This is a genomic window from Hydrogenoanaerobacterium saccharovorans (genome assembly GCF_003814745.1).
Taxonomy (GTDB): domain Bacteria; phylum Bacillota; class Clostridia; order Oscillospirales; family Ruminococcaceae; genus Hydrogenoanaerobacterium; species Hydrogenoanaerobacterium saccharovorans.
Genome location: NZ_RKRD01000001.1, coordinates 2058896 through 2070880, shown reverse-complemented (window position 1 = coordinate 2070880; position 11985 = coordinate 2058896). Strand labels below are relative to the sequence as shown.

The 11985-nt window shown below is 41.1% G+C and carries 9 protein-coding genes and 1 tRNA gene; 4 read left to right on the top strand and 6 right to left on the bottom strand.

Annotated features, from left to right (window positions below; translation table 11 throughout):
- Nucleotides 1-9: 9 nt before the first annotated feature.
- A complete protein-coding gene (locus tag EDD70_RS09640; protein WP_162840752.1) occupies nucleotides 10-1761 on the bottom strand; it encodes a cache domain-containing sensor histidine kinase in 1752 nt (583 codons plus the stop codon).
- A gap of 158 nt (nucleotides 1762-1919) precedes the next feature.
- Here EDD70_RS09640 and EDD70_RS09635 point away from each other — a divergent pair, with 158 nt between their 5' ends.
- Nucleotides 1920-2762 (top strand): hypothetical protein, encoded by an 843-nt coding sequence (locus tag EDD70_RS09635; protein WP_092750659.1) that lies wholly within the window; start codon nucleotides 1920-1922, stop codon nucleotides 2760-2762.
- Between the two features lie 45 nt (nucleotides 2763-2807).
- Here the strand turns inward: EDD70_RS09635 and EDD70_RS09630 are convergent, their stop codons facing one another.
- Nucleotides 2808-3206, bottom strand: coding sequence for a hypothetical protein (locus EDD70_RS09630; protein WP_092750661.1), 399 nt, complete (start codon nucleotides 3204-3206; stop codon nucleotides 2808-2810).
- Nucleotides 3207-3556: 350 nt separating this feature from the next.
- On the opposite strand from EDD70_RS09630, the gene EDD70_RS09625 reads away from it, so the two are divergent.
- Both EDD70_RS09625 and adhE read left to right on the top strand, forming a co-directional pair.
- Nucleotides 3557-5356 (top strand): LTA synthase family protein, encoded by a 1800-nt coding sequence (locus EDD70_RS09625; protein WP_092750663.1) that lies wholly within the window; start codon nucleotides 3557-3559, stop codon nucleotides 5354-5356.
- Between the two features lie 283 nt (nucleotides 5357-5639).
- Entirely contained in the window at nucleotides 5640-8261 is a 2622-nt protein-coding gene (gene adhE / locus EDD70_RS09620) for a bifunctional acetaldehyde-CoA/alcohol dehydrogenase (protein ID WP_092750665.1), read from the top strand.
- Between the two features lie 85 nt (nucleotides 8262-8346).
- Here adhE and EDD70_RS09615 read toward each other — a convergent pair whose 3' ends face one another.
- Nucleotides 8347-8991 carry a TVP38/TMEM64 family protein gene (locus EDD70_RS09615; protein ID WP_123811033.1) on the bottom strand — a complete coding sequence of 215 codons (645 nt, stop codon included), beginning with the start codon at nucleotides 8989-8991 and terminating at the stop codon, nucleotides 8347-8349.
- 201 nt (nucleotides 8992-9192) lie between these two features.
- On the opposite strand from EDD70_RS09615, the gene EDD70_RS09610 reads away from it, so the two are divergent.
- A tRNA-Ala gene (locus EDD70_RS09610) sits at nucleotides 9193-9268 on the top strand.
- 338 nt (nucleotides 9269-9606) lie between these two features.
- Here EDD70_RS09610 and EDD70_RS09605 read toward each other — a convergent pair.
- The 3 genes from EDD70_RS09605 to EDD70_RS09595 all read right to left on the bottom strand — a co-directional run bounded on the left by EDD70_RS09605 (nucleotide 9607) and on the right by EDD70_RS09595 (nucleotide 11903).
- The gene (locus EDD70_RS09605) at nucleotides 9607-10467 is read right to left on the bottom strand and encodes an SDR family oxidoreductase (protein ID WP_092750669.1); all 861 of its coding nucleotides are present in this window, start codon (nucleotides 10465-10467) and stop codon (nucleotides 9607-9609) included.
- 119 nt (nucleotides 10468-10586) lie between these two features.
- A complete protein-coding gene (locus EDD70_RS09600) occupies nucleotides 10587-10781 on the bottom strand; it encodes a hypothetical protein (protein WP_092750671.1) in 195 nt (64 codons plus the stop codon).
- A 339-nt stretch (nucleotides 10782-11120) separates the two neighbouring features.
- On the bottom strand, nucleotides 11121-11903 hold the full coding sequence (locus EDD70_RS09595; protein ID WP_162840753.1) for a bactofilin family protein: 783 nt from the start codon (nucleotides 11901-11903) through the stop codon (nucleotides 11121-11123).
- Nucleotides 11904-11985 lie beyond the last annotated feature (82 nt).

Sequence of the window (11985 nt, the reverse complement as noted above, 5' to 3'; positions counted from 1 at the left end):
AATCCCCCTTTACGTCTCAATCAACGGCAGCACAATGCGTACCTCGGTACCCTCATCAAGTTCACTTTTAAATTGCAGACCAAAGTCATTGCCGTACATAAGCTGAATGCGCTGATGAACATTTTTTACACCTACCCGCGATTTCGATGAGGAGTTACTATCCAAAATATGTTCTAGTTTTTCGGGTTTCATGCCAAAGCCGTTATCACGTACGGTATAAACTAATTTACCATTCTCAATTTCAGCAAAGATATCGATTGCACCGGGATAAGGCAGATTGCCCACTCCGTGAATAATGGCATTTTCGACGATAGGCTGAAGCATTATTTTTAGAGTTTTGCAGTTTTTTACCTTATCGTCCGCTGTAATGGTATAAGAAAACTGGTCATCGTAGCGCATTTTCTGTATTACCAGGTAATTTTCAACATGGCTCAGTTCATCTGCAACCGAGATGGTGTGGCTGCCGCCGCTAAGCGAAAGGCGAAAAAACTGTGCTAAAGCAGTAATCATCTTTACTACGCTTTGTTGGTCTCCGCTTTCCGCCATCCAAACAATAGAATCTAGGGTATTGTACAAAAAGTGTGGGTTAATTTGCGCATGCAGCGTATTCATTTCGCTTTTGCGCAGCTGTTTTTGTTCTTGAATTACCTGTTCCATCAGCTGTTTAATCTTATAAACCATTTGGTTAAATGATGTGGAAAGTTGGTTGACTTCGTAAACGCTGCGTATGGTAGAGAAAGTACTCAATTCACCAGCCTCCACACGTCCCATTAAGTACATTAAACGGCGAAGAGGGTTGCTGATTAAAAACGATACCGATACAGACAGTACAATAATTACAATAGCGGCGCAAACAACAACCAACGTAATAAAATTACGCAGTTCGCCGTCAAAGGTAAGCAACCCGTTCATCGAGCAAACGCCTACAATTTTCCAGTCGGTACTTTTCAGTTTCTTTACAGTCACAAGTAATCTGCCTCCGTCATCCTGCGGAACAATGATGCTGCCCTCGGTGAGGTTACATGCGATTGGTACAGAGCTGTCTGTAATGCCTGCGTAAATCATCTGCTGCCTGGGGTGGTAGATTAGTTTATTGTTTGCACCTACAATATAAAGGTAGCCGTTTTCGCCAATCTCTTTGGAGCAAAGCTCTTTCATATTGTTAAAATTCATATCTACAAGCATTACACCGCGATGCTTGCCATTTTCATCTTCCCATTCGATGCCTTTGCTTAAAGAAATAACCCAACGATATTCTTGCTCGTAAAGCCGCTGTACGTGGGGTTCGGTCAGTGTGTATATCCGGCTGCCGGGTGCTACGCTGCGAAACCATGCCTGCTGCTTTACATCTACGTGCTGTTTTAAAGGTCGCTGGTCTGTCTTCATAACAAGTTTACCCTGCTCGTCAAATACAGCAATTGTATCAATGTCATCGCGCAGCATAAAATGGTAATTTTGAAATACGCTGTTGACGTTATTGCCGCCAAGCAGTTTGGATATCGTATCGGATACGGAAATCATTTCTGCTAGGTAGCTGTCGATACTGGTTGCCACGTTGTCTGTAATTTGCATGTTGTTTTGCTGTAAGGTACGGTCAATCGATGCATCGAACCGATGGTTCATTACATATACAATCAACAGCATAGCAATTACTGCGATCACGGTGGTGGTTGCAGCAATTAAAATAAACAGGCTGTTCCATTTTAAGCGGGGCAGCATAAAACCGGTTGTCTGTTTCCATTTATTCCAAAATTTTTTCAAGTGCTCCGCCCCTCCTTTTACAATACCTTCAGTATAAGAGAATGAACTGTAATTGTCCATACAATATACGCTTCTCATAGGGTAAAAACGGTACATGCTGTTTTAAAAACCAGTTATCAGATGAACATCCGCCGCTTTACTGTTTGCAAAATTGCAGTTTGTTGTTAATTGAAACCCCGCCCCATGTTATCGAGCCTAAATACCCCGGAGCATTTGAATCATTGGTGTGTCTCAATGATTGCTGGGATGAGGAGGCGCTCCAAAAAGAACGTAACAAAATTATGGAGCTTTCAAAACAGAATGCACGCTGTCATGAGCGCTGCTGCCGCTTTCTTGCCGCAGCCGGCTCACTGCTGAACGATAGCTACCGCATTACAGCAGAGTATGTAGATGCAGGCAAAATTGCACGCTATGCCACTCGCTTGGCAGGCAAAGAGTTCCGCGCGCGCAAGCAGGGCAGGGGAACCGAAACCGTGCGTTTTCTCAGTGCGGTAACGGCGCAGGGCATTACTACATACAAAAACACTCCCCAGGCACTTTGTGAACGCATTTATTTGGTGGAAGATGAATATGGTGCGGTTTCGCGCTTACTGATGAATGCAATCCGTTCGCACGCGCTTGCAGCAGGGCTTGATATTATCTCTTGCTACTGCATTTCGTCTCCTTTTGAAAAGCTAGAGCATGTTCTTATCCCAGAAATCGGTGTAGGTTTCTTAACTGCCAACCGTTATCATCCGTTTGATATCGAATGTTACCGTCACATTCATGCAAAACGTTTTATGGATGCAGAAGGTTTGCGCAGCAAAAAGCAGCGCTTGTCGTTTAACCGCAAAGCTATCGGCGAGCTGCTTGGTGAAGCAAGCAGGCTGCTTGCAGAAGCAAAAGAAGTTCATGATGAGCTGGAAACCTGTTACACAACACATATGGATTTTGATAAAGTGAACGAGAAGTCGACACAACTGCTCAACGTGTTTAAGAGCATTTATCAGTCAAAAAAATAACGCAAAAAGCCCTCACAGAATTATCCGTGAGGGCTTTGTTTAGTGTTAAATCTTACAGGCTTTTTTCCCTTTGGCAGTTAGTTTGGCTTCGCCACGTTTGATGGCAGGAGTGTCAAATAAATATCCCGGTTTGTTTTTACCTTCTTGTACCAAATTGCACAGCAGTGCATAAACAGTGCTTTCGTAGTAAATTTTATAATCAGAGGCTGCGGTTACTGCCAGTGTATAGTTTACCGAAATCAGTTTTTCTTGTAAAAGACGCTGCAAAGCATCGCTGCGTAATTTTACAAGTTCCATCGAATCATTGGCATCTGTAATCCACACATAATTCAGCGCGGTAGAAATAATATCGCGCTCTTTTGAATTTCTAAGCTCAAAACGAGCAATTGGTAATTTGCCATTTGTATTCAAGGTTTTTAAGATTTCTTGTTCCAATTCGGGCATAAGTTGGTTCTCACTTTCTGTTTGATTTGTTAACTATTCCAGTTTAGCATACCCATATGAAATGCGCAATTGTCTTAAATACATAAATTAGTTGAATTTGCTAAAAAGTCAAATAATTTCTATTGATTTTCAATAGATTCATGTTAAAATCGAATTAGGTATTGTGTAACGACGGAGGTGCTTTCATCAGTTTAATGGTAATAAAATCAAATTATGTTAAAAAACATACAAAAAATATTAATTGAAATTTGATTGTAATAAATTCTTAAGAATTTTTTGAGGTAATTTTTAAGATTGGCTCGTTATAATAAGTGACAGATAAAGAACTTAGATTCGCGCAGGAGGTAAATATGAGTTTAGTACAACGTATTTACAACAGAATAAAAGCAGACCGTAACTTGGATAGAACATTAACGATACTTACCGTTGCTATTTTTCCGTTGATGTTGATTTTGGTAGTAGAAAATACCCATTTGCAAAGCTTGCCTGCTTTGCTTCGTTTTATGGTAGGTTCGGTAGGGGTGCTGATATATGATTACTTTTTTGTAGCCATTATTTTTGCGGCACTTTCGTTGATTTTAAGGCAAATTTGGCTTGCAATGTTTATAGAGGGCGGCGTGTTATATGTACTTTCACTGGTAGAGTACTTTAAGTTTGATGCCAACGGTACGCATTTTACACTTGCTGACCTTGTCATGGCAGGCAAAGTATCGGATATCGCCCGATTTACCAAAATTGATATTAATTATGTTATGGTTCTTAACTTAGCCATATTGATTATATATGTGCTGTGGGCTGCATTTTTGCGTATTCGTATTACGATACCGCCTATAAAATCGTGCGCGCTGGGGGCAAGTGCAATTGTATTTCTCGCAGCAATTATTTCTGTGCCCACGCTTTATACCAACATCTATAAGTTGTGCGGTATCGATTATCAACCATCATATAACCCTTACAGCAGCGATGAAGTATTCCAGAAAAACATGCAAATTGCTTTTTTAAGCCAAAACATGTCCGAGCGGATTACACAGAAACTTGATAAGCCGCAAAATTACTCACAAGAGGCAATTCAGGCACTTCTGCCTACGCAAAGCAAGCCCCAATCGGGTGATTTCCAGTCTCCCGATGTAGTCCTCATTATGTCCGAGGCGTATACCGATTTTCGACGTTTTGGCGGCTTACCCATATCGAAAGACACCTATGCCAACTTCGACCGCATTTCACGTGAAGGTTATAAAGGAAAAGCCTTGGTGCCTACTTTTGGGGGGTATACCTGTAAAACAGAATTTGAACTTCTGTTTGGGCTACCTGTAAAAGGCATTGGCAACGAAAACATTCCTCATCAGCTGTTTACCGATGGTAACCCCCGTCCCACTTTTGCATCGTATCTTCAAGAGCAGGGGTATGCTACCAGCTTTATTCACCCGTTTTCAGCCAGCTTTTACAACCGAGACAAGGCATATCGTAGCTATGGTTTTGATAATTTATATTTTGAAGACGATTTTACCGTAAATCAAACCCGCTTGGGCGGTTATATTGATGACAGTACACTTGTGCGCCAAATTCGGACAACATTGGAGCAGAAATCTGACAAACCCAATTTCATTTATGCGGTATCAATGCAAAATCACGGCCCTTACACCGATACAACCAAATACACAGTGAAAGACAACCGTCTTACTGCCGAAGAGCAGGCAGAAGTCGGGCGGTATCTGTACGGTATCAGCCAAACGGATAAAGCCTTGGATGAACTTACGTCTTATTTGAAGACGCGCAGTAAGCCTACTGTATTAATGTTTATTGGCGACCATTACCCTTATTTGGGCAAGCAAGGTGCGCTTTACAAAAAACTTGCTAAATCTATCAACGGTTATAGCCTCTACCAGCAGCCGTATCTGTTGTGGAGCAATTATAGCCATAACTATGCTTTACCGCAAGAGCGGGTTTCGGCATTTTACTTGCCGCACATTTTGGGCGATTATATCAATCTGCCGAAAGACCGTTTTATGACCGATATGCAGCGAATGATGAAGACAACACCCCAATACAGCTTTGATTTAGGGGAGAACAACGCCGATGCAGTGGCATTGCAAGAGTATTCGTATGACCGTACACAAGGCAAAGCCTATTCGGATGATATAAATAAATAATAACGAACGTTTAGAAAAAAAGCAGGCATTCGCCTGCTTTTTTTTATGGTTTCTGTACATAATAATGAACAAGCACAGATATAGCAAATTATACAAAATTTAAGAGATTGTTGTAGTAAACATCGTGATAAACATTGTTAAAAAAATATCAAAAATCTATTGACGAAATAAAAATTGCAAGATATAATATTGTTAAAGAATTAACAAAAAGTTGATTCATAAAAATACCGACCCAGTTCTTTAAAGATATGGAGCCCTTAATTAGTGCTAGGAGGAAAATACTATGGCAGAGAAAAAGGTTCAGGCCCCAATAGAAAAACCCGTTGAGACCAAAGAAATGATTGATACTTTGGTTGCAAAAGCCAATGTTGCACTGCACGAGTATATGCAGCTTGACCAAAAACAGGTGGATAACATTGTTCACGAAATGTCTCTTGCAGGATTAGATGCACACGAGCTGCTTGCAAAAATGGCTGTGGAAGAAACCGGAAGAGGCGTATACGAAGATAAGGTTATTAAAAATATGTTTGCGACCGAATACATTTGGCACAGCATTAAACATCAGCAGACAGTTGGCGTTGTTGATGAAAATGAGATGGAAGGCTATGTGGAAGTTGCCGAGCCTGTAGGCGTTATTTGCGGTGTTACACCTACCACAAACCCTACGTCTACCACATTGTTTAAAAGCATTATTGCAGCAAAAACCCGTAACCCAATTATCTTTGGTTTCCATCCCTCTGCACAAAAATGCTCCGCCGAAGCGGCACGCATTGTTTATGAGGTTGCTGTAAAAGCAGGTGCACCCAAAGACTGCATTCAATGGATTGAATTCCCCTCTATTGAAGCTACCAACTTGCTGATGAATCATCCCGGTGTAGCAACTATTTTGGCAACCGGCGGCCCGGGCATGGTAAAGGCTGCTTACTCTGCAGGTAAACCCGCATTGGGCGTAGGCCCCGGCAACGTGCCCTGCTACATTGAAAAAACCGCAGATATCGAAAGAGCATGTACCGACTTGATGATGTCCAAAACATTTGATAATGGTATGATCTGCGCATCCGAGCAGGCTGTAATTGTTGATAAAGAACTCAAAGATAAATTTGAAGCATACATGAAAGCGAACAACTGCTACTTTTTGAACAAAGAAGAAACCGAAAAGGTTTCAAACTACGTCATAAATAAAGACAAAATGGCTGTTAATGCTGCAGTTGTTGGTAAATCCGCTTACTGGATTGCAGAGCAGGCAGGTGTTAAGGTACCGGAAAAAACAAAAATCCTTATCGCTCCGCTGCCACAGCCTAGTCTCGATTATCCGCTGAGCCTTGAAAAATTAAGCCCCGTTCTTGCTTACTTTATTTCAAACAGTACCGAGCAAGGCTTTGCATATGCTGCTAAAATGTTGGAGTTGGGCGGCTTGGGTCACTCCGCTGTAATCCATACATCCGACAATGCTTTGGCTGAAAAATACGGTACCGAAATGAAGGTTGGTCGTGTTATTGTAAACTCACCGTCTTCTCAGGGTGCAATCGGTGATATCTACAACACCAACACCCCGTCGCTCACCCTTGGCTGCGGTTCTTATGGTAAAAACTCTGTTTCGCAAAACGTTTCTACCATAAATCTCGTAAACAAAAAGCGCATCGCCAAGAGGAGAGTTAATATGCAGTGGTTTAAAATTCCGCCGAAGATTTACTTTGAGGAAGATTCCATCCAGTACCTCGAGAAAATGCCTGACATCAGCAGAGCGTTTATCGTAACCGACCCGATGATGGTGAAACTCGGAAACGTTGATAAAATTCTGTACTACCTCAGAAAGCGCAAGGAATACTGCCACAGCGAGATCTACTCTGATGTTGAACCCGACCCATCTGTAGAGTGCATTATGCGGGGTGTTGACGCGATGGACGCGTTCCAGCCCGATGTAATTATTGCAATCGGCGGCGGTTCTGCAATCGACGCTGCAAAGGGTATGTGGCTGTTCTACGAGCACCCCGACACCTCTTTTGACGGATTGAGGCTGCGCTTCCTTGACATCAGAAAGAGAACGTTCCAGTTCCCCAAACTGGGTAAACGCACACAGCTCGTTGCCATCCCCACAACCTCCGGTACAGGCTCTGAGGTTACCAGTTTCTCGGTTATCACAGATAAGCAAAACGGCAACATTAAGTACCCTCTCGCAGACTACGAACTCACTCCGGATGTTGCAATCATTGACCCGCAGTTCTGTATGTCAATGCCTAAATCCATTACAGCCGATACCGGTTTGGACGTTTTAACTCACGCAATTGAGGCGTATGTATCCGTTATGGCATCCGACTATACGGACGGTCTTGCAATCAAAGCAATTGAACTTGTATTCGAAAACCTTCGCCGCGCATACAACAACGGCAGCGAAGACCGAGAAGCAAGAGAGAAAATGCATAATGCTTCTGCCATTGCCGGTATGGCATTTACCAACGCATTCCTTGGTTTAAACCACTCTATGGCTCATAAGCTGGGAGGCGAGTATCATATCCCTCACGGACGCGCTAATGCTATCCTGTTGCCATATGTGATTGAATACAACGCACAAAAACCCACCAAATTTGCGTCTTTCCCAAAATACAAAAAATTCGTTGCAGATGAGAGATATGCTAAAATTTCAAGATACCTTGGTTTGCCTGCAAAAACCACAGAAGAGGGAGTTGCGTCTCTCGTTAAAGCAATCCGTGAGCTGATGAAAGACCTCGACAGACCAACCTCCATCAAAGAGTGCGGTGTTGATGAGGCAGTGTTTAACAGCAAACTGGAAGAGTTATCTTATAAAGCATTTGAAGACCAATGCACCACTGCAAATCCGAGATATCCTTTGGTGAGCGAGATTCAAGAAATCTACAAAAAGGCTTATTACGGAGAAGCAAAATAATTTACGCCATACCTCTGCTAATATACCCTAACACACAACAGAAAGCGGCATCGACTAAAATCGATGCCGCTTTCTGTTGCCTATATCATTTTTTGCTGTTTTTATCCATAATAGAGTTATTTACCAAAATACCCGCAATACCTATGATGCCCATAAGAAGAAACATTCCAAGCGTTTTCCACCATTCACCATCTATAATCGTTTGTCCGGCATAAGTGGATGTGATGATTGACGGTATACGGGCACAAATGGATATGATAAAAAAATCGCGTGGCCGTATTTTAGTAAGAGGTGCCACATAAGTAAGAATGTCCTTTGGCGTACCGGGTATAAAAAAGAGGATAAAGGTGATCATCTCCAACTTTTTGTTGTCGTTTAAAAACGACAGCTTTTGCACTTTTTCTTTACTGAACATCCATTCAACAAACCCCCTGCCCAATGCACGTACCGAATAAAATATGATACAAGTACCAATGGTTAAACCCACCATACACAACAGCAACCCGCCCCACGTGCCGTAAATTATGCCTGCAAGTAATTCGACAGGTTCACCGGGAAATACGGCAATTACTACTTGCAATATTTGTATGCCCAGCATAACGAAGGCGCCTTTCCATCCCAATGATGAAATGTATGTTTTAAATTCATTACGCACTACAGGATTGGCAAGAGAAATAAACCATGGCATCAGTTTAAAAATCAAAATACCAAATATGATTATAACAACCAAAATTCCTGTTATCTTAAGTATTTTCTTCGATTTTTTGGTCAATTTTTCAACATTCCGTTTCTTGTTTTTGTTTTCATTATATCACCAAAAATAAAATTTTCATGGTTATCGTCAAAAATTAGCATTCTGTTTACAATACAGTAAAAAACATATTGAAATAGTAAAAACAATATGTTATAATATCTTCGTCGGAAAAAATTTGGGGGCGTAGCTCACCTGGGAGAGCGCTTGAATGGCATTCAAGAGGTAGAGAGTTCGATCCTCTTCGTCTCCACCAAGAAAAAGACCAAGAAACTGGCTTGTAAAGCGGGTTCTCGGTCTTTTTTGTTTTTATGAATAAACTCGTAAAAACTTAATAAAATTTGCGCTATTACGTATCGTATTACGTAGTGGTCTACAGGGTTTTATTTTTAGCGCTTTCAATTTTCTCTATGCAATTTTAGCTAAAAAACGCTTGATGATGTGGCAGTAAAAATCCTGTAATGAACAGCTTAAAATCAGCCGTCGTACTTGTTTAAAAGTAAAGCGAGAGACGAGCCAAAAAAGAAGCAGCTTTATCTATCATCAACTATAGTGCAGATAAAGCTGCTCCGTACACAACGACGTACTGTCACATTAATTAATTACAGTACCGCTGTTTATGTGGAATACCTGTCCTGTAATATCGGAAGAATCTTCGCAAGCTAAAAACACATACAGCGGTGCCATCTCAAAAGGTTGTGCTGCACGCTGCATTGGTGTGGTAGAGCCAAAGGTTTGTACCTTTTCGCGGGAAAAGCTTGAAACGATTAATGGCGTCCAAACAGGGCCGGGCGCAACTGCATTAACACGCACACCTTGGTTTACAAGAGACAATGCCATAGAGCGGGTAAAAGATACTATTGCCCCTTTGGTAGCCGAATAATCTATCAAGGTTGGGTTACCTTCAAATGCTGTAACAGATGTAGTATTGATGATAGCAGAGCCGGTGGATAAATGGGGGAGAGCTGCTTTGGTAAGATAAAAAGCAGAAAAAAAGTTGCTTTCAAATGTATGCAAAAGCTGGTCTTTTGTAATATCGCTAATGCTGTTTTGCGGGTATTGAACGCCGGCATTATTTATTAAGATATCCAGGTGACCAAGCTCATTGACAGCTTGTGTAAGAGCATCGGTTACTGTTTGCTCGCATTTTAAGTCAGCAGCTATTTTTATGCATTTTCGGTCGAGTTTTGTTACATCTGCCACCGTTTGGTCTGCATCGCTGTTTTCGTTTAGATAAATGATAGCAACATCGGCACCCTCTTTTGCAAATGCAACAGCAACAGCGCGGCCAATGCCGCTGTCTCCTCCGGTGATAACAGCGGTTTTACCTTGCAGTTTTCCGGCTGCTTTATAATTGGGGTTGTCGTATTGCGGTGCCGGATTCATTTCGGATTCTTTGCCGGGATGTTGATTTTGATGTTGTGGCGGAAACACATTTTTTTCTTGTGGCTGCATCGAATAAACTCCTTACATAATATAATTGGTTATTATTATTGCCACAAAAAAGATTATGATGTAAATAGTGTAATTACAAAAGCCAATCCTATATTTATCAAGATTGGCTTTTGGCACATTTATTTATCCTCCGTGGATGTATCTTCAGATAAGGCATGAATTGCATTGTAAGATTCTGTTATAATGTTTTTTATCATCGGACCATTCATTGGCTGAACTACATTGGTTTTTGAAAACCATGCCGAAACATAAGCAGATGCAAATTGCACTGCAAGCTCCTTATCTGACTGCAGCATCTTGTCGGACTTTAACATACAATCACCTCCTATTATAGTTTGCTACAACATTAACATCAATTAAAATCAAAGTACGGTAACCGACTTATTGTATCATAAACACGAAGTGTTTTGATATAATTGGCAATGTGCGGCTTTGCCGGTAGGCAAATTTCGCACCCCATGTGAGAATAAATATAATAACCGTACACGAATACATCTGCTTTTTGCTAAAACTCTAATTTTTTGTACTCTGCGGTTATTATATACATAATTGGTTGTATTAGGGCAATTTATTCTAAATTATGTTCGACATATTCTTTATTAAAAAATAATGCCCGCAGTTTGTAAATTTCAAACTGCGGGCTGAAAAAGAATTTATTTGGAATCTGTTCCTGTAGGAGCATTTTGAATGCCGGTGTTTGCCTCAGATGGGAACTCAAGCTTTGTAACACCTTTCTTTTTCGCCTTTTTATCGGTTGTTTCGAAAGATGATGGCTCATCGCGTTTAGGGAACTTGCATGTAGCGTTATTATGTTGGAGTTTGTCCATCATAATTTTTCCTTCCACTACAGCCCCTTTGGCAACTTCAAACACCGGTGTTGAAATATCACCAGTTATAACAGCTGTATTTGTAATCGTAATCGATTCTGCTGCGGTCAAATTACCGTCTACTTTTCCGCTTACGTTGATTAATGGAGAGGTGATGTTGCCACTTACAACCACATTATCTCCGATAATAGCAGAGGTAACGCAAGAGATGTCGCCTGTAATGGTTGCTCCGTTTGCAACCAAAGTTTTGCACTGTATATCTCCAAGAATAGTACCGTAAGCCTTAACTACACACTCACTTGAAATTGTTCCGTTTACATCACCGAATATATCAAGATTGTCTTTGGTTATAATTGAGCCGTTAATGGTGGTGTTTCTGGATATAGAGGCTACAAGATCAGAGTCATAAATAACGGGTTCGATTTTCTGTTGTTCTGTTTCTACATCATCATCTTTCTGAGCCTCAGCAGGGGTGACATCTTCCGCCGGTTCCTCTACAATCGATTCTACGGTTGAATTTTCAATACTGTCATCTGTAGTTTCTTCAACCCGGTCTGTGTTAAAGATAAATTTTTTCTCATTTAATTCATTTTTGGTCTTAAAAAACACTGCAAAACATCCTTTCTGTTCAGCGATGTAAATAGCATCTATCTATAATATCGGCACTGTTATCAAAGAGTTTAGTTTCAAT

Coding starts and splice junctions, on each gene's coding strand:
- EDD70_RS09630 (WP_092750661.1), bottom strand. CDS start 3,206: ATGCCCGAATTGGAACAAGAAATCTTAAAAACCTTGAATACAAATGGC.
- EDD70_RS09625 (WP_092750663.1), top strand. CDS start 3,557: ATGAGTTTAGTACAACGTATTTACAACAGAATAAAAGCAGACCGTAAC.
- adhE (WP_092750665.1), top strand. CDS start 5,640: ATGGCAGAGAAAAAGGTTCAGGCCCCAATAGAAAAACCCGTTGAGACC.
- EDD70_RS09605 (WP_092750669.1), bottom strand. CDS start 10,467: ATGCAGCCACAAGAAAAAAATGTGTTTCCGCCACAACATCAAAATCAA.
- EDD70_RS09600 (WP_092750671.1), bottom strand. CDS start 10,781: ATGTTAAAGTCCGACAAGATGCTGCAGTCAGATAAGGAGCTTGCAGTG.